The following is a 21802-nucleotide window of genomic DNA, read 5'->3' as shown; positions in this document are numbered from 1 at the left end:
TCGTGACTTTGCTAACAGCAACCAGACGGATTTCATGTACCAACCTGTCGCTCTATTCATCGGCCTGCGTTATATGCGCGGGCGTGCAGCAGATCGCTTCGGTCGCTTCGTTTCCTGGCTCTCCACCATCGGCATTACTCTCGGGGTAATGGCGCTGGTCACAGTATTGTCAGTGATGAACGGTTTCGAGCGCGAGCTGCAAAACAATATCCTTGGCCTGATGCCCCAGGCTGTTCTCTCGTCTGAACAGGGTTCCCTAAACCCGCAGCAATTGCCGGAAAAAGCGGTGGTGTTGAACGGCGTCAACCGCGTTGCACCCATAACAACGGGTGATGTGGTGCTGCAAAGTGCGCGTAGCGTGGCGGTTGGCGTAATGCTGGGTATCGACCCGGCGCAAAAAGATCCGCTCACGCCGTATCTGGTCAATGTGAAGCAAACAGATCTGCAACCGGGTAAGTATAATGTCATCCTCGGTGAGCAGCTTGCCGGGCAGTTGGGCGTTAACCGTGGCGATCAAATTCGCGTAATGGTGCCGTCCGCCAGTCAGTTTACGCCGATGGGGCGTCTGCCTAGCCAGCGTCTGTTTACGGTGATCGGCACCTTTGCTGCTAACAGCGAAGTCGACGGCTACCAGATGCTGACCAACATTCAGGATGCGTCACGCCTGATGCGCTACCCGGTGGGTAATATCACCGGCTGGCGTTTGTGGTTGAACGAGCCGTTAAAGGTTGACACGTTGAGCCAGCAAACGCTGCCGCAAGGTACCAAATGGCAGGACTGGCGCGAGCGTAAAGGGGAATTATTCCAGGCCGTGCGCATGGAGAAAAACATGATGGGGCTGCTGCTCAGTCTGATCGTGGCGGTGGCGGCTTTTAATATTATTACCTCGCTGGGTCTGATGGTAATGGAGAAGCAAGGGGAAGTGGCGATTCTACAAACTCAGGGGCTAACGCCGCGGCAGATCATGATGGTGTTTATGGTTCAGGGGGCCAGTGCCGGGATTATCGGCGCGCTGCTGGGCGCAGGGCTGGGCGCATTGCTCGCCAGTCAACTGAACAACCTGATGCCCATTATCGGCGTGCTTCTGGATGGCGCTGCGCTGCCGGTCGCCATCGAGCCGCTGCAGGTTATCGTCATTGCGCTGGTGGCGATGGCCATCGCGTTGCTGTCAACGCTTTATCCTTCCTGGCGCGCTGCCGCCACTCAACCCGCTGAGGCTTTACGTTATGAATAAGATCCTGTTGCAATGCGACAACCTGTGCAAACGCTATCAGGAAGGCTCAGTGCAGACCGATGTCCTGCACGATGTCAGTTTTTGCGTTGGCGAAGGCGAGATGATGGCGATTGTCGGCAGCTCCGGCTCCGGTAAGAGTACGCTGCTCCATCTGTTAGGTGGGCTGGATACGCCAACTTCCGGCGACGTCATTTTTAACGGTCAGCCGATGAGCAAACTCTCGTCTGCGGCGAAGGCGGAGCTGCGCAATCAGAAGCTGGGCTTTATTTACCAGTTCCACCATCTGCTGCCGGATTTTACCGCGCTGGAAAACGTGGCGATGCCGCTGCTGATTGGCAAGAAAAAACCGGCTGAAATCACCGCGCGCGCGCGCGATATGCTGAAAGCGGTAGGGCTGGACCATCGTGCCAGCCATCGCCCGTCTGAACTGTCGGGCGGCGAGCGTCAGCGCGTGGCGATTGCCCGTGCGCTGGTGAATAACCCTCGTCTGGTGCTGGCGGATGAACCAACGGGTAACCTTGATGCGCGCAACGCGGACAGCATTTTCGAGCTTCTGGGGGAGCTTAACCGCTCTCAGGGCACGGCATTTCTGGTGGTGACGCACGATCTGCAGTTGGCGAAGCGCATGAGCCGCCAGCTTGAAATGCGCGATGGTCGCCTGACGGCTGAACTGAGCCTGATGGGAGCAGAGTAATGGCTTCGCCTTTATCGTTATTGATTGGCCTGCGTTTTAGCCGAGGTCGGCGGCGCGGCGGTATGGTCTCGCTGATTTCGGTGATTTCTACCGTTGGCATCGCGTTGGGTGTGGCGGTGTTGATCGTCGGGTTAAGCGCCATGAATGGCTTTGAGCGTGAGTTGAACAACCGTATTCTGGCCGTGGTCCCGCACGGTGAAATTGAGGCCGTCAACCAGCCGTGGAACAACTGGCAGGAAGCGCTCGATAAAGTACAGAAAGTGCCTGGTATTGTCGCCGCAGCGCCCTATATCAACTTTACCGGACTGGTGGAGAGTGGGGCGAATCTACGCGCGGTGCAGGTGAAGGGCGTTGACCCGAAACAGGAGCAGCATTTAAGCGCGCTGCCATCGTTCGTGCAGAACCACGCCTGGGATAATTTCAAAGCCGGTGAGCAGCAAATCATCATTGGTAAGGGGATTGCCGATGCGCTGAAGGTGAAGCAGGGCGACTGGGTATCGATTATGATCCCTAACGCCAGTGCGGACCATAAGTTACAGCAGCCTAAACGCGTGCGTTTGCACGTGACGGGCATTTTGCAGCTGAGCGGTCAGCTCGATCACAGCTTTGCCATGATCCCCATGGAAGACGCGCAGCAATACCTGGATATGGGATCCAGCGTTTCCGGGATCGCGCTAAAAGTTAACGACGTCTTTAACGCCAATAAACTGGTACGTGACGCGGGTGAAGTCACCAATAACTATGTTTATATTAAGAGCTGGATTGGCACCTACGGCTATATGTACCGCGATATCCAGATGATCCGCGCCATCATGTATCTGGCGATGGTGCTGGTGATTGGCGTGGCCTGTTTTAATATCGTTTCCACGTTAGTGATGGCGGTAAAAGACAAAAGCGGTGATATTGCGGTATTAAGAACCCTGGGGGCTAAAGATGGTTTGATCCGTGCCATTTTTGTCTGGTACGGCCTGCTGGCGGGTCTGTTCGGTAGTCTGATAGGCGTCGTCATCGGGGTGGTTGTCTCGCTGCAGTTGACGTCGATCATCAACGGCATCGAGGCGCTTATCGGCCATCAGTTCCTGTCTGGCGATATCTATTTCATTGACTTCCTGCCATCGGAATTACACTGGCTGGATGTGATCTACGTGCTGATGACAGCATTAGTGCTGAGTCTTTTGGCGAGTTGGTATCCGGCGCGTCGCGCCAGCAATATTGATCCTGCGAGAGTACTTAGCGGCCAATAACAATAAGAAGGAGCGGTGATGTATTACGGATTTGACATCGGCGGGACCAAAATTGCGCTGGGAGTATTTGATAACCAACGCCGTTTGCAATGGGAAACACGCGTCCCTACGCCTCGCGACAGCTATGAAGCTTTCCTTAATGCGGTCTGCAATCTGGTAATGGAAGCGGACCAGCGATTCGGCGTCAAAGGTTCGGTGGGTATCGGCATTCCTGGCATGCCGGAAACAGAAGACGGTACGCTGTACGCGGCCAATGTGCCTGCCGCCAGTGGTAAACCGCTCCGTGCCGATCTCAGTGCCCGCCTTGACCGCGATGTTCGCCTGGACAACGATGCCAACTGTTTTGCCCTCTCTGAAGCCTGGGACGACGAGTTCACTCAGTATCCGCTGGTTATGGGGTTAATCCTCGGCACTGGTGTCGGCGGTGGACTGGTGCTTAACGGTAAATCTATCACCGGACGCAGCTATATCACCGGTGAGTTTGGTCATATTCGTTTGCCTGTCGATGCGCTGACGCTGATGGGATTTGATTTCCCACTGCGCCGCTGCGGATGCGGCCAATTGGGCTGTATTGAAAGCTATCTCTCCGGTGGTGGATTTGCGTGGTTGTATCAGCATTACTACCATCAACCGCTGGATGCCCGTGAAATTATCGCGCTGTGGGAGCAGGGGGATGAGCAAGCGCGCGCCCATGTTGAACGTTATCTGGATTTACTGGCAGTCTGTTTGGGGAATATCCTGACCATCGTTGATCCTGATTTAGTGGTGATTGGTGGTGGTTTGTCGAATTTTTCCGCTATAACGACGCAACTGGCGGACAGATTGCCACGCCATCTGCTGCCGGTTGCCCGAGTGCCGCGTATTGAGCAGGCGCGGCACGGTGATGCGGGCGGAATGCGCGGGGCCGCTTTTTTACATCTTACCGATTAATACAAAGAGGTTGTTATGCTGTCGCGTCGGAGTCATCGGTTAAGCCGCTTTCGTAAAAATAAACGCCATTTGCGCGATCGCCTGCGTCAACGAATCTTTTTCAGAGACAGAGTGGTGCCTGAATTGATGGAAAAACCAAGAGTGCTGGTACTGACGGGAGCGGGGATTTCTGCCGAGTCAGGTATTCGAACCTTCCGCGCGACGGATGGTCTTTGGGAAGAACATCGGGTCGAAGACGTTGCGACCCCGGAAGGGTTTAGTCGCAACCCGGAACTGGTTCAGTCGTTTTATAACGCCCGTCGTCATCAATTGCAGCAACCAGAAATCCAGCCCAACGCGGCGCATATCGCGCTGGCAAAACTTGAAGCCGAGCTGGGTGACCGTTTTTTACTGGTGACGCAGAATATTGATAACCTGCATGAACGCGCGGGCAGCCAGAATGTCATCCATATGCACGGCGAACTGCTCAAGGTTCGCTGTTCGCAAAGCGGACAGATTCTGGAGTGGACGGGCGATGTGACTGCGGAAGACAAATGCCATTGCTGCCAGTTCCCGGCTCCGCTGCGACCGCACGTCGTGTGGTTTGGTGAAATGCCGCTGGGAATGGATGAAATTTATATGGCGCTGGCAATGGCGGATGTGTTTATTGCCATTGGCACATCAGGCCATGTTTACCCGGCCGCGGGTTTTGTGCATGAGGCGCGGCTGCATGGAGCGCATACGGTAGAGTTAAATCTCGAGCCGAGCCAGGTGGGAAGCGAATTCGAAGAGAAGCATTACGGTCCGGCAAGCCAGGTGGTGCCTGAGTTTGTTGAGAAGTTATTGAAAGGGCTGTGATTTTTTTTGCCGGATGGCGGCAAATGCCTTATCGGGCCTACGCTTCGTATTGATGTAGGCCCGATAAGCGTAGCGCCATCGGGCAGTGATGATGCGCCGGATGGCGACGCTGGCGCGTCTTATCCGGCCTACGGGACGGCAATTAGCGTCCTGCTTTCAGCTTCTGATAATACTCTTCATAAATGGCGCTGGCGGAGCCGACGTCATTTTGCCATTCCCCTTTATTGATGGTATCAGCATCAGGGTAGAGCGTTTTATCGTTCGCCACTTCCGGGCTCAGCAGCTTACGTGCCGCAAGGTTTGGCGTTGGATAACCGATAGTTTCTGCGACTTCTTTCGCCACGTCCGGGCGCAGCAGGAAGTTAATCAGCTTCAGCGCACCTTCTTTGTTTTTCGCATTAGCCGGAATAGACAGACTGTCCATCCAGAAAATACCCCCTTCCTTCGGCCACACCACTTCCAGCGGCGTACCCGCCTGGCGCGCGACATATGCGGAGCCGTTCCACACCATCCCCAGATTGACTTCGCCTTCCATATACGGGTTGGCCGGGTTGTCAGAGTTAAATGCCGCGACGTTAGGCATCAGCTTCTTCAACTCGTTATAGGCGGCTTCAATCTCTTTTGGATCGGTGGTATTGCCGGAATACCCCAGCTTGCGCAGCGCCATCTGGAAGACTTCACGCGCGTCATCGGTTAACAACAGGCTACCTTTGTACTCCGGTTTCCACAGGTCGGCCCAACTGGTTACGCTTTTCGGGTCGATGGCATCGCTGTTGATGCCAATGGCCGTTGCACCCCAGATATACGGAATGGAGTAGTCATTGTTGGGGTCAAACGGCTTGTTGAGCATTTCCGGATCGAGGTTGTGGAAGTTGGTCAACGTCGATTTGTCGATCTTCTGGATCATGCCTTCTTTACGCATTTTATCGACGTAATAGGTAGACGGAACCACCAGATCGTACGCACCGTCTTTATAGGTTTTGAGCTTGGCGTACATGGTTTCATTCGACTCATAGGTCGAATAGATAACCTTAATGCCGGTCTCTTTGGTGAACTGCTCCAGCAGTCCTGGCGGCACATACTCAGTCCAGTTATAGAAATAGAGCGTGTTGTTGTCATTCGCGTGAGCGGCGCTCATGCCCAGTGCCAGAGCACCCGCCGCGAGCAGGTGGCGTGACCATTTTTTCATCATTTAACGTCCCCTGAATTAAGGGCCTTAGCGGCCCTTGGTTTTATCACGTGCAATAAGCTGGCTGGCGATCACCATAACCAGCGACAGAACCAACAAAATGGTCGCCAGCGCGTTTACCTCGGGTGATACGCCGACTTTTACCATTGAGTAGATTTTTAAGGGCAAAATTTCATAACCCGGCCCGGTGACGAAGGATGAAACGACGACGTCATCCATCGACAGCGTAAAGCTTAGCAACCAGCCAGCCGCCACCGCAGGCATTGCCAGCGGCAGAATGATCTTGCGCAGGATAGTCACTTCACTGGCACCCAAATCTTTTGCCGCTTCCAGCATTCGCACATCAAAGCCTTTCAGACGTGAATAGACCGTCACCACCACAAAAGGCAGACAGAAGGTAATATGCGAAAACAGCAGCGACCAGAAGCCGAGCTGAATGCCAATTAACATAAACAGAACCAGCAGTGAAATCGCCATTACGATATCGGGCGACATCATCACCACAAACAGCATGCCGCTGACAAAGGGTTTACCGCGAAAACGGTAGCGATAAAGCGCGACCGCGGTGAGTGAACCGATCAGCGTGGCAAACGTTGCGGAGAGCACTGCCATCGTCAGGGAGTGTTGCGCCGCCTGCAGCAGGCTGTCGTTGTTCACCAGCAGACCGTACCACTTGGTAGTAAAACCTTGCCAGTTGATGCCAAAGCGCGAGCTGTTAAAGGAGTTCACAATCAAAATAATGATTGGAATATACAGATACGCGTAGATAGCGGTCATAAAACCGCCACGAAGCAGTCGACCGATCATTCGAGTTCTACCTTCTTGTTCAGCAAGCGGGAGGCGCGCCAGTAGACCAGCAGCATCAGCCCCATCACGATAGTCAGCGTTATGCTGGTGGCTGCGCCAAACGGCCAGTCGCGAATGTTCAGGAACTGCACTTTAATCACGTTACCAATCAACAGGTTTTTCGCCCCGCCCATTAAATCGGAAACGTAAAACAGTCCCATTGCCGGCAGCATAACCAGCAGACATCCGGCGATAATTCCCGGCATCGTCAGCGGAATAATGATGCGGGTAAAGGTCTGAAGTTTGCTGGCGCCTAAATCGCGTGCGGCTTCCAGCAGCGGTTTATCGAGCTTCTCAATGCTGGAGTAGAGCGGCATCACCATAAACGGTAGCAGGATGTACACCAGGCCGATAATCACCGCGCTGGGGGTAAACATGATGCGAATGGGGGTATCAATAATGCCGAGCCACAACAGAAACTCGTTGAGATAGCCTTTGGTACTGAGGAAAATTTTGAGTCCGTAGATGCGAATAAGCGAGTTGGTCCAGAACGGAACAATCAGCAGGAACAGCAGCAGCGGGCGCACTTTTTCCGGCAGCTTTACCAAAAACCAGGCAAACGGATAGCCGAGTACCAGACAGGCGAGCGTGGCAATCAACGCCATATTGAGGGAGTGGACCAGTACCTCAAAATAGAGCGGATCCAGCAGGCGAGTATAGTTTTCCAGCGTAAAGACCATTTTGACGAAATTAGCGTCGTCACGGGTCAAAAAGCTGGTGCCGATGATCATCAGGTTGGGCAGAAAGACAAATAACACAAGCCAACCGACAATGGTGACGATCACCACACTCTGGAATTTACTTGTGTTCTTCATCAGCCAGTACGACCTCCCAGCTTTCTACCCAGTTAATTGCCATTTTCTGGTCGAGCGAGTGGTCGAAGTCAGGATCGTCTTCATTGAAGAATTCACTGACCATCACCATCTTGCCATTTTCCAGTTCCACAACCGACTCCAGCGTCATGCCTTTGTAGTTGCGTTCACGCACGTAGCCGATAAGACCTTCAATATGATTATCGTCGTTGATCTCATCAACGCGCAGATCTTCAGGGCGCAATAATACGTGCAGTTTTTGCCCAGGCACCACCGCGAAGTTGACGTAAATGTTGCACTCGCGACCTTCCACATTAGCACGAACGCGCTGATCGTCCAGACGCTCAATGACCGTCGCGTTAAACATATTGATTTCGCCGATAAACCCGGCGACAAACAGATTTTTCGGCTCTTCGTAGATTTCGCGCGGCGTACCATCTTGCTCAATCTTGCCATCGCGCATTACCACAATACGGTCTGACATGGTCAGCGCTTCTTCCTGGTCGTGCGTGACAAAAACAAAAGTGATACCAAGCTTACGTTGCAGCGCTTTCAGTTCGTTCTGCATCTGTTTGCGCAGTTTGTAGTCCAGCGCAGAGAGGGATTCATCTAACAGGAGCAAACGAGGTTTGTTGACCACTGCACGGGCAATCGCCACGCGCTGTTGCTGTCCACCAGAAAGTTGATGCGGCTTTCGTTGGGCGAATTCTTCCAGTTGTACCATGCGTAGGGCTTCGGTAACACGAGGAGGGATATCAGCAGCGGGTGTTTTCTGCATGCGTAAACCGAAGGCCACATTTTCAAACACGGTCATGTGGGGAAATAACGCATAGCTTTGGAAGACGGTGTTCACGTAGCGATTTTCCGCCGGAACGTGAGTGATGTCCTGGTTGTCCAATATGATATGACCGGAATCAACCGTTTCCAGACCGGCAATCAGGCGAAGAACGGTTGTTTTACCGCAGCCAGAGGGGCCGAGCAGCGTGAGAAACTCGCCGTTTTTGATGGTCAAATCCAGGCTGGAAATCACCTCTTTGCCATCGAAACTTTTGCGAATTCCCGCTAATTGCACCAGTGGAGAAAGCGAACGCGGTTGTTTATTCAATTTTTTACTCTGTCCCATGTAAACGCACCGGATGGCTGACCGATGCGGGGTTTGTGGTTAACCACCTTGATGACTCTTAATGAGGGCCGTTATTCTACGGCAAACCATGGTAATCGCCAATCCTTGTTGCGAATTACTGACTTAGCCCTATAGTCAGAGGGGATGTCATGGCGAAATATTCTTACTTGCGGGGATAAAAGTGACCTGACGCAATATTTGTCTTTTGTTGCTTATTGATAATGTTGTCACAAAAAGTGAGGGTGACTGCATGGATAAACTACTTGAGCGTTTTTTACACTACGTGTCGCTGGACACCCAATCCAAATCGGGCGTGCGGCAAGTACCCAGCACCGAAGGACAGTGGAAGTTATTACAACTGCTCAAACAACAGCTCGAAGAGATGGGGCTGGTCAATATTTCACTCAGCGAAAAGGGGACGCTGATGGCAACGTTGCCTGCTAACGTTGCTGGCAATATTCCCGCTATCGGTTTTATTTCCCATGTGGATACCTCACCGGATTGCAGTGGTAAAAACGTTAATCCGCAAATTGTTGAAAACTACCGCGGGGGCGATATCGCGTTAGGTATTGGCGATGAAGTTCTGTCGCCGGTGATGTTCCCGGTACTGCATCAGCTTTTGGGTCAGACGCTAATCACTACAGACGGCAAAACATTGCTGGGCGCCGATGATAAAGCGGGCATCGCAGAAATCATGACCGCGCTGGCTGTGCTGATCCAAAAAGAGATCCCGCATGGTGATATTCGCGTGGCCTTTACGCCGGACGAAGAGGTCGGTAAAGGGGCGAAGCATTTCGACGTTGCGGCATTCGATGCGCAGTGGGCCTATACCGTTGACGGCGGTGGCGTGGGGGAGCTGGAGTTTGAAAACTTCAACGCCGCGTCGGTTAATATTAAGATCGTGGGCAACAATGTGCATCCGGGCACCGCAAAAGGGGTGATGGTGAATGCGCTGTCGCTGGCTGCACGTATTCACTCGGAGGTTCCGGCCGATGAAAGCCCGGAAACGACGGAAGGCTATGAAGGTTTTTATCACCTGGCGAGCATGAAAGGGACGGTTGATCGGGCGGATATGCACTACATCATCCGTGATTTTGACCGCAAGCAGTTTGAAGCGCGTAAACGCAAGATCATGGATATCGCCAAGAAGGTTGGCAAAGGGTTACACCCGGACTGCTATATCGAACTGGTGATCGAAGACAGCTATTACAATATGCGCGAAAAAGTGATTGAGCATCCGCACGTGCTGGATATTGCCCAGAAGGCGATGCGCGATTGCGATATTGAACCTGTGCTGAAGCCTATTCGTGGCGGAACCGACGGCGCGCAGCTGTCGTTTATGGGGTTACCGTGTCCGAATCTGTTCACCGGCGGCTACAACTATCATGGCAAACATGAATTTGTGACTTTGGAAGGGATGGAAAAAGCGGTGCAGGTCATTGTACGTATTGCGGAGCTGGCGGCGAAACAAAAATAAATGTAGATGCCGGATGGCGCTTCGCTTATCCGGCCTACGGGATGAGATATTTGTAGGCCGGATAAGCGAAGCGCCATCCGGCGCAGTCACAATGATTTACCCTTCGAAGAACCAATACCCGCTGTTAACCAGTGCGGCCAGCATGGCAAGGAAGGATGGATCTTCCAGCGCATCCTCAAAATTCTCGGCCGTCAGTACGATATGACTGGCAAGGGCTTCAAGGGCAGGACGATGCGGCGAGTCAATTTTCTCACCATTGGCGTAGATATCGTCGCCGATGCGTAATACACGCAATCCACCCAGACGCACTAATACATCCCCTTGCTTCAGGGCGTCGTAGATTTCGTCAGGCTGATACGGTGGCTCTGGCGGGGCAATATCCAGTTCATGACGAGACTGAGAAATAAACTCACCAAACCATTGTTGGAAATGTTCAGGTTGATTAATCAGCCCCAGCATCATTTCGCGCAGCTTGTCCATCTCCTGCGGCAGAACGTCAGCCGGATGATCGCGTGGCGGCAGATCCGGATCGCTGTAATACGTGCTGCCCAGTTCACGCTGCAAAACGTAATCGGCAAATCCGCTAATCAGTTCGCGAGTGTTTGGCGCACGGAAACCCACCGAATAGTTCATGGCGTTTTCCAGCGCGTAGCCTTCGTGTGGGAACCCTGGCGGAATATACAGAATATCGCCGGGTTCCAGCTCTTCATCAATGATGGCTTCAAACGGGTCGACTTGCAGCAGATCCGGGTGAGGGCAGTGCTGCTTCAACTGTAGTTTTTCGCCCACACGCCAGCGACGACGCCCGGTACCCTGAATAATAAACACATCGTACTGATCCAGATGCGGGCCAACGCCGCCGCCGGGTACGGAGAAGGAGATCATCAGATCGTCGATACGCCAGTCCGGCAGCTCGCGAAACGGACGCATCAGCGCCGCGGTTGGCTCATGCCAGTGATTGACCGCCTGCACCAGCAGTGACCAGTTGTTCTCACCGAGATGGTCATAGCTTTCGAACGGACCGTGGCTAACCTGCCATTTACCGTCCTGGTGGCTGACGAGTCGGCTGTCGACTTCGCTTTCCATTGCCAGTCCAGCCAGTTCGTCAGGAGAGAGTGGGTCAATAAAGTTGTTAAACCCGCGTTTTAAGACCACCGGGCGTTTTTGCCAGTGGCGTTCCAGAAAATCGGGCCAGTTAAGTGTGAGTTGGTATTCCATAATGAGCATCCGCAGGCTGGTATCTGCAACCGATTATAACGGATACTTAACCTCAAGCGTGAAGTCAGTACATATTTATTACATGCGACGATTACTCGTCTTTCTGCCCCGGCTGCTGGCGACCAAAAATAACTTCCATGCGCGCGCCGCCCAACAGGCTGTCACCTGCAATAATCTGCCCGTCATACTGTTCGGTGATTTCACGCGCTACCGCCAACCCGACACCTTGTCCTGGTCGTAGCGTATCGACACGTTGTCCGCGGTCAAACACCACTTTGCGTTTGCTATGCGGAATGCCGGGGCCATCATCTTCAACCAGAATATGCAGTTGATCCTCTGATAGTCGCGCTGAAATCTCGACGAACTCCAGACAGTATTTACAGGCGTTATCCAGCACGTTACCCATCACTTCGACAAAATCGTTCTGCTCGCCTACAAAGCTGATTTCAGGTGAGATGTCGAGATTAATGTTAACGCCTTTACGCTGATACACCTTATTCAGCGCCGAAGTAAGTTTATCCAGCAACGGCGCGACAGGATGCAGTTCCCGGCTGAGAAGGGCGCTACTGCCACGCATGCTGGCGCGATGCAGGTAATAGCCAATCTGCTGGGAAATACGGCTGATTTGCTCGAGCATGATGGGCTCCGCGTCGCTTACGTTCATTTTTTCGTTACGCATCGAGCGCATCGTACTTTGCAATACGGCCAGCGGTGTCTTCAGGCTATGCGTGAGATCGGTTAACGTGGTGCGGTATTTGTCGTAGCGCTCACGTTCGCTTTTCAACAGCCGGTTGAGGTTGCGGACCAGACTGGTCAGTTCACGCGTGGTGGCGGGATTCAGCATCTCACGATGATGTTCTTCAAGCTCACGAACTTCACGCGCCAGCGATTCAATAGGCCGCAGGCTCCACCAGGCGGCCACCCATAACAGTGGGATGACTAACAACAGATTAGCGACCAGCACATAAATAAACCAGCTCCAGACCATATACGAGCGCTTTAACTCAATAGGAATGGTATCGACAACCACAATGGTCAGTTGGGGCATTCTGGCGGTGGCTGGGTAGACATTTACCGCTACCGAGTGGGTCATTTCAGCGTCGTCGTCGTCTTCTCTGACTTCTTTTAACTGCTGCTGGGCGGAGTGATCTGCACCCAGCAATGTGCTGGTGGCGTCGACATTGGCCTCAATTTCATGAAAACCATTCGTCTTCAGCCAGTCAGGTTGAATACTCTGGGTCAGCCACGGGACGTTGCGCTGCGCCCACAGCAACTTGCCGTTTTCATCATAAATCAGCGACATTGTGGGGCTTTGCATGTCGAGATTTTCGGGCAACTCGACATTAATTTTACCGTTATCCCATTTCGCCAGGGTATAGAACAGATTGCTCTCGCCGCGCAACAGGCGAAACGTGGTTTTATCAAAGCTGACGCTATAACCCACCAGGGCAACGATGCCGTAGGCCAGTGAGAGCACCAATACCACGCCAGCGGTTGCCAGTAAAAAACGTAGCCGTAGCGATAACGGGAAAAAATGACGCAATAGTTTATTCATTAGCGCAATTCAAAAAGATATCCCTGGCCACGCACGGTGGTGATGACGTCGTCAGGATATTGCGCCTGTATTTTTTTGCGCAGACGTCCCATCAGAACATCAATAGTATGACTTTCACGCAGCTCGGCATCCGGATAAAGCTGCAGCATGAGCGAATCTTTACTGACCACTTTGCCGTTATTGCGGATGAGTGTTTCCATTATGGTGTATTCGAACGCCGTGAGCTTGATAACCTCATCATTGACGGATAACTCGCGGCGAGAGAGGTCCACCTGAAAAGGTGGAAGGGAGATAATCTGCGATGCCAGACCGCTGTTGCGACGCATCAACGCCTGCATACGCGCAACCACTTCTTCAATGTGAAACGGTTTGGTGACGTAATCGTCGGCGCCGGCGCTGAGCACTTCCACCTTGTCCTGCCAGCCTTCACGGGCGGTTAATACCAGAATCGGGAGTGAAACATCATTGCTGCGCCAGCGGCGGATCAACGACAAGCCATCTTCATCCGGGAGCCCTAAATCAACGATCGCGATATCCGGCAGATGTTCATTAAGGTAATAGTCTGCTTCCTTAGCGTCCTCTGCATCATCCACCTGATGCCCTAAATCCTGTAACTGAACCTTGAGGTGGTGGCGTAATAAAGCATTATCCTCGACAACCAGTACGCGCATCATCGTTACTCCCTATATGAACGGTATGAATAGTTTAACGCTGATTATGTGGATTGAAAGCAGCGCTATGAAATTAAATAACTTTTCTCATGCTCCCCTGCCCGTGGGGGCGTCCTGGGGGCAATGCCGTTGGCATCTGATTGTTCAGCATGTTGACCTGATCCTGGTTCATGTCGCCAATCCACTTGGAGTAAACCTCGTACACCATTCGCGCATCTTCATGTCCCATCTGACTCGCTATGAATGACGGGTTCGCTCCGGCCATCAACGTCCAGCATGCGTAGGTATGCCGTGACTGATAAGGATTCCTTTCGCGGATATTGGCAAGTTTAGTGCCTCGCTTCCAGCCATAGGCAATCGAGTTCTTGGAGAAGTAACTGCCTTTTTTTGACGAATATGCTGTCGGTGAAAAAACGAAGCGAAGAGATTGCTGCTCAGTTTTTCCGATCTCCCGATGGTGAAATCGAATTTCTTGCTTCGGATTAGTGCCGGTGACTTCGTATTGTTCCTTCAGTGCATCCAGAGCAGGTTTAAGCAACGTTATCGTCCTTATTCCGGCATCTGTCTTAGGGGGTACAAATACTCGCTTATTCGTCAAACTTCTGGATACGTGGATTTCACCTTTTACCAAATCAATGTCTTCCCATGCCAGGGCGCATATCTCGCCCGGCCTCATCCCCGTATGTACGGCAACAATAATGATTAATGCCTGGCTACGGGGAAGGGCGGCTATCAGAGCCTGGTACTCATGAAGTAAAAGTGGGTCGGGATCATTTTTAGATAACTTGAGTCGCGACACTCCTTCATAAGGAGCATGCAATATAAACTGGCTTCGGTTTGCGAGCTTAAGCATTTCTGATAAAACTGCCATCTGTTTATTGACTGTTGAGGGCGCGCGGCCCTGCCTGGTCAGATTCGGCATTGCCGGGTTAATAATTGTCCCGGTCAATAACTCCTTTCGGTAATGCAAAATATCGGCATGCTCAATATCTACCAGACGGGTATTTTCTCCGACTACACGCAGTAACGTATTTACGACCGAAGTAAGCGATAGCAGTGTTGCACCAGATACCTCTAAGGCTTTGGTGTCTGTAAAAAAATCACTTAGTTCTTTAAACGTGGTAATTTTTTTTGTTGTGATGAACTTCTTAAGCGCTTTGGATTCCGGGAAACGTTCCGCATAGTCGAACTTACCGAGCTGTATTTCACTTGTTATGAGCGCACGAAGATTTCCAGCTTTTTTGATGTTGCTGCTGTTCACCGTCCAGCCGCGAAGGACTTCGCGGCAACGTTTGCCGCGATAGGTAAATGTGATCCGTATTTTTCCATTATGCAGCTCAACGCCGGTTGGAAAGTCCATCATGCATCCTGTACTAATTGGTTAATCTTTGGATAGTTGTACCAAAGCAGACCTTTAGAATTGTCAGTTTCCCCGAGAGATGTCAGATGTTTGAAATGCACGCCTTCGATCCACAAATTCAACCGATAACTTTTAATTTGTCTTTCCGACAAGCCGGTCTTTTCTGTTAGTCGCGCTTCAACCATCCACTCTTCGCTGAAAATGAGTTGCGACATACATAACTCCGATGCCGCCAGCCACAACAGTACATGCTGCAGCTGGCTGTAAGTGAAAACCTAAAATCAGTTTTTTGTCAGGCGCTGCAAGATTGCAGATACGTATTTGACCTGATGCCGGGCGTCAGAAAGCGCATTGTGCATGTCGCCTTCAAGCGGGATGTCGAAGCGCGGGTTGATACCGACAGTTTTACCCAGTTCAACCATCGTCCTTACGTCCCTGTCATTCCAGAACGGAACAGCGAAGGGAGTTTCTGTTAATGCATATGCGCGGCGGAGAATGACGTTATCAAACGAGCATCCATTACCCCACAGCTGAACAGTGTGACTACCGTTAGCAGCATTTTCAGCAATAAAGTCAGTCAGTAGTTCAAGGGTTTCACGCAGCCCCATGGCCTCATCAACCAGAATTGCAGAACGGGCTTCAGATGATTGTTTCAACCACCACTGAATTGTTGACGCATCCGGTTTCATGCCAAACGACATCGATGATTCAAGACTGACAACCTGGTAAAATTCGGCACCAGTGTTACCAGTTGAAGGATCAAAATATACGGTGCCGATAGAGACTATTGGTGCATCAGGACCGCTGCCCATAGTTTCCAAATCAACCATCAGGTGAGTATAAAAAGCGTTCAGGTGATCCGTATCTATATGGTGAACGGGTTCATTATTCAGGGAAGCTGGAGGCTCACCAGTTGCATCAGTGCTTTCCACTGGCAAAGCTGCTGCTTCGCCCTGAGGCACATCAGGATTGGCTTTGATTTCGCTGTTGTCAGTTTTTTCCATCTGCACATCGCTGGTGGTTTCCTCGGTATTGGCTTGATGTAATTTTTCTTCGACGGCGCGCTGGCGTACCTGGTCTACGACAGAAAGCGCTGGCGCCGGCTGGTTACCCATCAGGCCATCAATGGAGAAAACACCGTTGCCCATGTTGGCGATTTCTGGTTGTTCGGCTGTTGCCTTCTGTTCAGCTGTGGACTTCTCTTTAATCTCGTTTTCCCAGCTTTTTTCTGGTACGTGACCGGCTGTCGCCAGGATTTCTTCAGTTGGGTGCTGGTGGTCGGTTTCAGTCAGGTTTTTGTTGATGTAACGGCTCAGCAGTTCCGGGAAATGGTGAGTGTTTTCTTCTGCACTACGAATAAGCGCGAAAATAGCGGCGCGGGAATAATCCAGGATGCCAGCGCGTTTGCGCAGGGCGGCGGACCACTCTTTGAACGGGCTTTCGTTTTTAGAAATGATCTCTTTTGCACGACGGAAAACGCCACCAGGAATATCGTAGATGTTGAAATCCATTGGAAGTGTGGCCAGCGCAATATCAATGTCCAGAGTATCCAGCGTGTGGACAAGTTCCGGGTTGCGATCGGTCTTATTGCCTCCACCAGCGTTGGTTCCGGAGTCAGTGCGCTGAATCTGCGACACACGATTGCCCTTACACCACTCTTTAACCAGCAGTCCACGGTCAATGTGTTCAGTGTTGAACCAGGCCTTAAAGAACTGAATAATGGTGACTAGATCAACTCGTTTTCCATCAACCGGAAAAACGGTTTTCAGCGCGCTGACAATCTTCCAGATATCGATCTCTGGCGCCTTCCTGAATGGTTCTACATTCTCGGCGGCAAGCAGCAGGTTCTGCACATAGCTGTTATCCACATCCAGCTCGAGTTCCTGAATGGTTTTCTTCTGCTCAGTATCAATATGGTAAGCATATTCATCAGAAATAAACTGAGCCAAAAGGCGCTGGCGTAGCGGGAGAGTCGCAACTGTAATAAGCTCTGGCGTTACAGGTGGAGTGTCATGTTCATCACCCGCAACTCGTGCTTTCTTATTATTAACCCACTCCTGAACGATAAGATCCCGCTTTTCTGGTTCTTCAATCCATTCGGTAATAAATTGCTCAAATGAAGCAACGGTATAGACCTGCTCACGGTCAAAAACTTCTTTTATTGCATTTGCCAGCTTCCACTCAACATGAGCAGAAAGCTCTTTCACCGCCGGCACATTCGCAACGGCCAGTAACAGGTTTTGTACATAGAGATCATTTTCGTCCAGTACCATTTGTCCGATCTGGATGTGCTGCGCTTCACTGATTTCCTTCTCTTCAGTGTCATTGACCAGGTGCGCAATCAGTCGCTGAGACAGGCGCAGGCGAGATATGGGGCGGAGCAACGTTGGTGCATCGCTGGTGGGTTCATTGGCACTGGTAGTTTCAGGTTTTTGCTGGCAGGAAGTCTCCTGATTCTCATTATCAGGCTTCTGTTTCAGTTGCCACGTTTGCTGGTCTTCTGCCAGTTCGTAACGATCGCACCATGTGGCATCAAGTGTGCTTTCCTCAGGAAGATCGTCAACAACAAACCAGTTGGTGCGGACAGGTAATTGATAGTCGGCGCCACGACCGACGGCAATATCGTTGTCTTCGAGAATATTGAGGATTTCGCGTTCTGCACGGGAATCTGATTTCGCAGAGAACCAGCAAAATAGGTTTTTTGCCTCAGTTGCTTTCGCTTTGGCTTTAATAAGATACGCATACGTTAACATTGCGTTCGGGCTCCATAGGATTGTAAGATACCCGGCAGCTGATGATCGCCGCCTAAGGTAGTGGTTATTGGTCAAAACTCGTTCCGGAAAGCTTTGGTCGGCTGACCGGGTACTTAACCCGCCTTGCGCGGGTTTTGTGCTTTATGGGGTAGGGGATTTTCCCTGCGCCAGTTGTGCGACGGGGACCCACTCCAGAGCATTCAGCACGGGCTCAAATGAATCAGGCGTGTGAGTAACGGCGCGAACGACGTCAGCCACACTGGGGTTTGCTTTGCTAAGGTGGTACCCGCCACCAGCGCCACGCTGGCTGGTGACGATTTCACTGCTGCGCAGCTTCGAGAAAATCTGCTCGAGGTAAGACACAGACAGCTTTGATTCTTTACTGATAGATGCGATGGAAACAGGGCTGCCGTTGTAAATTCTGTTGAGGATGGCAACGACCTGAACAGATGCCACCACACGTTTCATTCCAAACTCCATAGTCACTTCCTTACTGATGCTGGCAACAGCCATTGGTCAAACTCGTTATGAACGAACTGCAGTCTGTTGGTCGGCAGACGGGTCGCCCTTCTGGGCAAGCGTGTAGCAAATCAGTCGAATGATTACTTCAATGCGATTTAGATGTACGGCCTGACACCGCACTGGTTTACGTGCGAAATCGATCATGGATTTATCCTCTTGCGTTGCCCTTGTCGCCAGGCTGGCGGAACGTTGAACCTGCTGCGTGTTAATACTTGTCATCTCATCCGGTGATTCGTATGCCGCCGGCAACTACTTCGTGGGCGTCCTGCCTCGATGACGTTTTCGATAGAATGATTAAATCATTGGTTTAATGTTTGTGTCAATCATCAATTGATATAGAGGCAAACATTTGCTTTATCAGTCGTGAAAAACTAAGGGGAGGGAGATTCTGACAAAAGGGCGAAAAAAAACCGGCAAACGCCGGTTTCAATGGATGGGAATAAACTCTTAGTTCACATCGTTAGCCTTAAAACGACCACGAAGATATTTCTCAACGTAATCATCAATTTCCTTTAACCGCAGTGCAAAGGTATCGATCATTCGCTCTTGCTCTGCCTCTGGTAGCTGCCTAAACAAGTTAAGCATTTTGCTCTCGTTAGGCTTGAGACCTGAATCTTCTGATACTTTCTCACCTAACAACCAAGTAACGGACACGTTGGCGGCTTCCGCAATTGCTATGGCGGACTTCTTACTGATAACTCCCTTCTTAAACCACCCATTCACAGCTTGAGGCGTAACTCCTGCAATGCGAGCCATATCAGCTTTGCTGATCCCTCTTTGAGTAATTTCTTCTAAGCGGGCTACCAGTTGGTTATTGAGATCGTCAGTGTTTTTCATACACCCATTGTAAATGTTTGGTTTATAGTCACAATAAATTTAAAGTTTGCAATTGATGTAAACCTATGGTTTATTACTCCCAATTTAAAAAGGAGATAGTTATGACAGCCATTGATAACGCAATTCGACTAGCTGGCTCGGCCAATAAATTAGCTTGCACGATTGGTGTAAGCGGAATGGCAGTAAGTCAGTGGAAAGCAAAAGGTACTGTTCCTTCGTCACGGGTACTTCAAGTCTTTAGCGCTACAGGGGTTACCCCCCACGAACTTAGACCCGACTTATACCCAAATCCAACGGATGGATTACCTAAGGAGTGACCATGCAAACCATCTCTTTTAAAAACCATACCCCGACGATGGTGCGAACTCAGAAAACAAAAAATCAGTTTTCTGTTTGTCGCCGGGATTGGATGAAGTGCAAAAAAATCTGGGTTGCCGTTCGTGAATGGGAATCGACATTACCAGGACAGGCACAGGAACGGATCACTCAGCTGGTGGCTGAAGAGTGGGCCAAAGCAGATGGACGGGGAATTGCTGTTAATAAGCAGAATTTATTCCGGTATCTGAAAAACGAAGGGGGGTCAGAAAAGTATACGGCTTACGTTATGCAGCTGTCAGGTTCAATTATTGCTGCTATGCCAGTTCAGATCGCCAGAAAGCACGGGTTAAGTAATGCGAGCACAGAAGCAGAGCTGGTGGCGAACGCTATCAAAGAGTGCAGTGAGGCACACCATGCGAAATTAATTGGCGCGCCATTACAAAAGCTCGAGAAGGAGATTCGTGAGGCGGCAATCGCATTGTTCAACATGTTACCTGCTGACGCGGCGGGACCACTACTGGCGAGTATAAGCGCCGTAGCGCCGCAATTGTTTTAATCGAGTTTTGACCAATGACCATTATTACTGCAACTCGCGGGGTGAAGTATGCCTAATCCTTTGGCTAAGGCCATGCCTAAGAGTAAGGCTAGTAACGAGCCTTACCGTAAGGTGAAGATCACCATGTGGGATGATCCTAAGTTTCGAGCCTTATCACCACTCCCGCCAAGTGGGCAGAGTCTGTTTATTTACCTGCTTACGGGTCCATTCACAGGGATTATTCCCGGGCTGTATAAGGCGGGAAGGGCGGCTATGGCTGAAGAATTAAACTGGGATGTCGAAGCCTTCGACTTAGCCTTAGGCGAAGCCATAGCGTTAGGCATGGTGGAAGCAGATCTTAAAGCCAGAGTTTTTTGGTTGCCTAACGCGGTGAAACATAACCCTCCAGCATCAGTGAACGTGATCAAATCATGGGCAAGATCGTTTGAATTACTGCCTGAATGTTCACTGAAAGATAAAGCATATGAAGCTCTCAAAGTCGCCTGCTACGGGGTTTCTGACGCTATGGGGACGGCTTTTGATAAGGTTTTCGCTTTGCCTAAGGATAAGGCTAAGTCTTTGGCTAAACCTTTGCCATCAGGTATCCAGAAAGCAGTTAGCAGTAAACAGATCTTAAACCCCTCTCTTAACGCGGGCGCGATGAAAAATCCGAATGGGGATGAACTGCCATCCCCGGTCATGCCCCGATACCTGGACGGTGTTGATGAACCGATCGGGAAATTCAGCATGACAGATAGCTGGCTTCCCTCCAGAGACTTCCGACAGCGCGCTGCATCGTGGGGTATCTCCCTGCCTGAACCAGATTACCTTCTGACTGAACTCGCAGAATTCACCGCGTATTGGGAGTCGGAAGGGAAAGTTTTTACACAAATCCAGTGGGAACAAAAATTTGCCCGACATGTAGCCCGGGTGAGAACGCAGGTAAAACCAGAAACCGGAGGTAACAGTCATGTGGGAGCAGGATCAGAACCAACAGCATCCCGGGCAGTTCAGCAAATTCAGTCAGCACACGCAGAGTGGCGCCGCAGGAATGGACTTGATGGCGACGGAAACAGCCTGGCGACTGTGGCAGGTCATGGGGGAGGTGTATTCGAACCGATGGACCCAGAAGAACGGGGCGGAGCCTTCGCCTATCTGGATAGCCCAGATAGGTTCGATGACTGAACCTCAAATTCGGCTGGTCTGTCAGCAGTGCATGGAGCGCTGTGCGATGGGAAATACATGGCCGCCTGACCTGGCAGAGTTTGTTTCTCTGGTTTCAGTGAGTGGAGCGAATCCATTCGGACTGACATCGGAGCAGGTTATGACGGAATACCGGCGCTGGCGCAATGAGTCATATCGGTATTCAGGAAGCGATAAATATCCATGGCCTCAGCCCGTGCTGTATCACATCTGCATCGAAATGCGCAGAACGGGCGTTGAACGACAAATGACAGAGGGGGAACTGAAACGACTGGCGGAAAAGTTACTTACGAAGTGGTCGAAGCATGTTGGTAACGGACTAAGTGTGCCACCAATTCGACGTCAACTGGCGGCGCCGCACCATCCGGCGGGACCAACGCCAGCGCAAATACTGATGGAAGAATACAAACGCCGCAAAGCGGCAGGTTTAATTAACTAAAACGA

23 protein-coding genes are annotated in these 21802 nt (G+C 51.3%); 10 read left to right on the top strand and 13 right to left on the bottom strand.

The window, feature by feature from the left end:
• The first annotated feature begins 34 nt into the window (after positions 1-34).
• The 5 genes from lolC to cobB are packed head-to-tail and all read left to right on the top strand — an operon-like array spanning position 35 to position 4939.
• Entirely contained in the window at positions 35-1234 is a 1200-nt protein-coding gene (lolC, locus tag M4I31_RS13980; RefSeq protein WP_038639847.1) for a lipoprotein-releasing ABC transporter permease subunit LolC, read from the top strand.
• Complete coding sequence (gene lolD / locus M4I31_RS13975) at positions 1227-1928, top strand: lipoprotein-releasing ABC transporter ATP-binding protein LolD (RefSeq protein WP_085048506.1); 702 nt, start codon at positions 1227-1229, stop codon at positions 1926-1928. The genes lolC and lolD overlap by 8 nt, the downstream gene beginning before the upstream one ends.
• Complete coding sequence (gene lolE, locus M4I31_RS13970; protein WP_085048505.1) at positions 1928-3172, top strand: lipoprotein-releasing ABC transporter permease subunit LolE; 1245 nt, start codon at positions 1928-1930, stop codon at positions 3170-3172. The genes lolD and lolE overlap by 1 nt, the downstream gene beginning before the upstream one ends.
• A gap of 18 nt (positions 3173-3190) precedes the next feature.
• Complete coding sequence (gene nagK, locus M4I31_RS13965; protein WP_085048504.1) at positions 3191-4102, top strand: N-acetylglucosamine kinase; 912 nt, start codon at positions 3191-3193, stop codon at positions 4100-4102.
• Between the two features lie 15 nt (positions 4103-4117).
• Positions 4118-4939 (top strand): Sir2 family NAD+-dependent deacetylase, encoded by an 822-nt coding sequence (gene cobB, locus M4I31_RS13960; protein ID WP_069323348.1) that lies wholly within the window; start codon positions 4118-4120, stop codon positions 4937-4939.
• A 142-nt stretch (positions 4940-5081) separates the two neighbouring features.
• On the opposite strand, the gene potD is transcribed toward cobB, so the two are convergent.
• From potD to potA, 4 genes are read right to left on the bottom strand one after another with little or no spacing between them, the layout of a single operon-like run.
• Positions 5082-6128 carry a spermidine/putrescine ABC transporter substrate-binding protein PotD gene (potD, locus tag M4I31_RS13955; protein ID WP_085048610.1) on the bottom strand — a complete coding sequence of 349 codons (1047 nt, stop codon included), beginning with the start codon at positions 6126-6128 and terminating at the stop codon, positions 5082-5084.
• A 27-nt stretch (positions 6129-6155) separates the two neighbouring features.
• Complete coding sequence (gene potC, locus M4I31_RS13950) at positions 6156-6935, bottom strand: spermidine/putrescine ABC transporter permease PotC (RefSeq protein ID WP_006684943.1); 780 nt, start codon at positions 6933-6935, stop codon at positions 6156-6158.
• Positions 6932-7789, bottom strand: a complete 858-nt coding sequence (potB, locus tag M4I31_RS13945; protein ID WP_038639863.1) for a spermidine/putrescine ABC transporter permease PotB — start codon at positions 7787-7789, stop codon at positions 6932-6934. Before potB ends, potC begins: the two co-directional genes overlap by 4 nt.
• Positions 7773-8909, bottom strand: coding sequence for a spermidine/putrescine ABC transporter ATP-binding protein PotA (potA, locus tag M4I31_RS13940; protein ID WP_038639864.1), 1137 nt, complete (start codon positions 8907-8909; stop codon positions 7773-7775). The genes potB and potA overlap by 17 nt, the downstream gene beginning before the upstream one ends.
• 250 nt (positions 8910-9159) lie before the next feature.
• On the opposite strand from potA, the gene pepT reads away from it, so the two are divergent.
• Positions 9160-10386, top strand: a complete 1227-nt coding sequence (gene pepT / locus M4I31_RS13935) for a peptidase T (RefSeq protein ID WP_085048503.1) — start codon at positions 9160-9162, stop codon at positions 10384-10386.
• Between the two features lie 96 nt (positions 10387-10482).
• Here pepT and roxA read toward each other — a convergent pair whose 3' ends face one another.
• From roxA to M4I31_RS13890, 9 genes are all read right to left on the bottom strand, one after another.
• Complete coding sequence (gene roxA, locus M4I31_RS13930; protein WP_038639870.1) at positions 10483-11604, bottom strand: [50S ribosomal protein L16]-arginine 3-hydroxylase; 1122 nt, start codon at positions 11602-11604, stop codon at positions 10483-10485.
• Positions 11605-11695: 91 nt separating this feature from the next.
• On the bottom strand, positions 11696-13159 hold the full coding sequence (phoQ, locus tag M4I31_RS13925; protein WP_085048502.1) for a two-component system sensor histidine kinase PhoQ: 1464 nt from the start codon (positions 13157-13159) through the stop codon (positions 11696-11698).
• Positions 13159-13830 (bottom strand): two-component system response regulator PhoP, encoded by a 672-nt coding sequence (gene phoP, locus M4I31_RS13920; RefSeq protein ID WP_085048609.1) that lies wholly within the window; start codon positions 13828-13830, stop codon positions 13159-13161. Before phoP ends, phoQ begins: the two co-directional genes overlap by 1 nt.
• Before the next feature lie 73 nt (positions 13831-13903).
• The gene (locus M4I31_RS13915) at positions 13904-15190 is read right to left on the bottom strand and encodes a site-specific integrase (protein ID WP_085048501.1); all 1287 of its coding nucleotides are present in this window, start codon (positions 15188-15190) and stop codon (positions 13904-13906) included.
• Entirely contained in the window at positions 15190-15405 is a 216-nt protein-coding gene (gene xisR / locus M4I31_RS13910; protein ID WP_085048500.1) for an excisionase family protein, read from the bottom strand. Before xisR ends, M4I31_RS13915 begins: the two co-directional genes overlap by 1 nt.
• Positions 15406-15471: 66 nt before the next feature.
• Positions 15472-17943 (bottom strand): exonuclease, encoded by a 2472-nt coding sequence (locus M4I31_RS13905; RefSeq protein ID WP_085048499.1) that lies wholly within the window; start codon positions 17941-17943, stop codon positions 15472-15474.
• Between the two features lie 141 nt (positions 17944-18084).
• Positions 18085-18423 carry an Rrf2 family transcriptional regulator gene (locus M4I31_RS13900; RefSeq protein WP_225622103.1) on the bottom strand — a complete coding sequence of 113 codons (339 nt, stop codon included), beginning with the start codon at positions 18421-18423 and terminating at the stop codon, positions 18085-18087.
• Between the two features lie 45 nt (positions 18424-18468).
• Positions 18469-18684, bottom strand: a complete 216-nt coding sequence (locus M4I31_RS13895) for a hypothetical protein (protein WP_032943037.1) — start codon at positions 18682-18684, stop codon at positions 18469-18471.
• Positions 18685-18912: 228 nt separating this feature from the next.
• Entirely contained in the window at positions 18913-19302 is a 390-nt protein-coding gene (locus tag M4I31_RS13890; RefSeq protein ID WP_032949520.1) for a helix-turn-helix domain-containing protein, read from the bottom strand.
• A 101-nt stretch (positions 19303-19403) separates the two neighbouring features.
• Here M4I31_RS13890 and M4I31_RS13885 point away from each other — a divergent pair, with 101 nt between their 5' ends.
• The 4 genes from M4I31_RS13885 to M4I31_RS13870 all read left to right on the top strand — a co-directional run bounded on the left by M4I31_RS13885 (position 19404) and on the right by M4I31_RS13870 (position 21797).
• Positions 19404-19619: a YdaS family helix-turn-helix protein gene (locus M4I31_RS13885; RefSeq protein WP_032949519.1), complete on the top strand. Its 216-nt coding sequence runs from the start codon at positions 19404-19406 to the stop codon at positions 19617-19619.
• Between the two features lie 2 nt (positions 19620-19621).
• Positions 19622-20176, top strand: coding sequence for a toxin YdaT family protein (locus M4I31_RS13880; RefSeq protein WP_085048498.1), 555 nt, complete (start codon positions 19622-19624; stop codon positions 20174-20176).
• A gap of 252 nt (positions 20177-20428) precedes the next feature.
• Complete coding sequence (locus M4I31_RS13875; RefSeq protein WP_233638889.1) at positions 20429-21340, top strand: DnaT-like ssDNA-binding domain-containing protein; 912 nt, start codon at positions 20429-20431, stop codon at positions 21338-21340.
• On the top strand, positions 21252-21797 hold the full coding sequence (locus M4I31_RS13870; protein ID WP_123260993.1) for a replication protein P: 546 nt from the start codon (positions 21252-21254) through the stop codon (positions 21795-21797). The genes M4I31_RS13875 and M4I31_RS13870 overlap by 89 nt, the downstream gene beginning before the upstream one ends.
• The last annotated feature ends 5 nt before the right edge of the window (positions 21798-21802 follow it).

Origin of the sequence: Citrobacter sp. XT1-2-2 (assembly GCF_023516235.1) — a bacterium.
GTDB classification, from domain to species: Bacteria; Pseudomonadota; Gammaproteobacteria; order Enterobacterales; family Enterobacteriaceae; genus Citrobacter; species Citrobacter werkmanii.
Note: the sequence above shows the minus strand (reverse complement) of the source record. Positions and strands in the feature narration are given on the sequence as shown.

Bases quoted from the DNA above. Each gene is read 5' to 3' on its own strand.
- lolC (WP_038639847.1), top strand. From the start codon at position 35: ATGTACCAACCTGTCGCTCTATTCATCGGCCTGCGTTATATGCGCGGG.
- lolD (WP_085048506.1), top strand. From the start codon at position 1,227: ATGAATAAGATCCTGTTGCAATGCGACAACCTGTGCAAACGCTATCAG.
- lolE (WP_085048505.1), top strand. From the start codon at position 1,928: ATGGCTTCGCCTTTATCGTTATTGATTGGCCTGCGTTTTAGCCGAGGT.
- nagK (WP_085048504.1), top strand. From the start codon at position 3,191: ATGTATTACGGATTTGACATCGGCGGGACCAAAATTGCGCTGGGAGTA.
- cobB (WP_069323348.1), top strand. From the start codon at position 4,118: ATGCTGTCGCGTCGGAGTCATCGGTTAAGCCGCTTTCGTAAAAATAAA.
- potD (WP_085048610.1), bottom strand. From the start codon at position 6,128: ATGAAAAAATGGTCACGCCACCTGCTCGCGGCGGGTGCTCTGGCACTG.
- potC (WP_006684943.1), bottom strand. From the start codon at position 6,935: ATGATCGGTCGACTGCTTCGTGGCGGTTTTATGACCGCTATCTACGCG.
- potB (WP_038639863.1), bottom strand. From the start codon at position 7,789: ATGAAGAACACAAGTAAATTCCAGAGTGTGGTGATCGTCACCATTGTC.
- potA (WP_038639864.1), bottom strand. From the start codon at position 8,909: ATGGGACAGAGTAAAAAATTGAATAAACAACCGCGTTCGCTTTCTCCA.
- pepT (WP_085048503.1), top strand. From the start codon at position 9,160: ATGGATAAACTACTTGAGCGTTTTTTACACTACGTGTCGCTGGACACC.
- roxA (WP_038639870.1), bottom strand. From the start codon at position 11,604: ATGGAATACCAACTCACACTTAACTGGCCCGATTTTCTGGAACGCCAC.
- phoQ (WP_085048502.1), bottom strand. From the start codon at position 13,159: ATGAATAAACTATTGCGTCATTTTTTCCCGTTATCGCTACGGCTACGT.
- phoP (WP_085048609.1), bottom strand. From the start codon at position 13,830: ATGCGCGTACTGGTTGTCGAGGATAATGCTTTATTACGCCACCACCTC.
- M4I31_RS13915 (WP_085048501.1), bottom strand. From the start codon at position 15,190: ATGGACTTTCCAACCGGCGTTGAGCTGCATAATGGAAAAATACGGATC.
- xisR (WP_085048500.1), bottom strand. From the start codon at position 15,405: ATGTCGCAACTCATTTTCAGCGAAGAGTGGATGGTTGAAGCGCGACTA.
- M4I31_RS13905 (WP_085048499.1), bottom strand. From the start codon at position 17,943: ATGTTAACGTATGCGTATCTTATTAAAGCCAAAGCGAAAGCAACTGAG.
- M4I31_RS13900 (WP_225622103.1), bottom strand. From the start codon at position 18,423: ATGGAGTTTGGAATGAAACGTGTGGTGGCATCTGTTCAGGTCGTTGCC.
- M4I31_RS13895 (WP_032943037.1), bottom strand. From the start codon at position 18,684: ATGACAAGTATTAACACGCAGCAGGTTCAACGTTCCGCCAGCCTGGCG.
- M4I31_RS13890 (WP_032949520.1), bottom strand. From the start codon at position 19,302: ATGAAAAACACTGACGATCTCAATAACCAACTGGTAGCCCGCTTAGAA.
- M4I31_RS13885 (WP_032949519.1), top strand. From the start codon at position 19,404: ATGACAGCCATTGATAACGCAATTCGACTAGCTGGCTCGGCCAATAAA.
- M4I31_RS13880 (WP_085048498.1), top strand. From the start codon at position 19,622: ATGCAAACCATCTCTTTTAAAAACCATACCCCGACGATGGTGCGAACT.
- M4I31_RS13875 (WP_233638889.1), top strand. From the start codon at position 20,429: ATGGCTGAAGAATTAAACTGGGATGTCGAAGCCTTCGACTTAGCCTTA.
- M4I31_RS13870 (WP_123260993.1), top strand. From the start codon at position 21,252: ATGGGGGAGGTGTATTCGAACCGATGGACCCAGAAGAACGGGGCGGAG.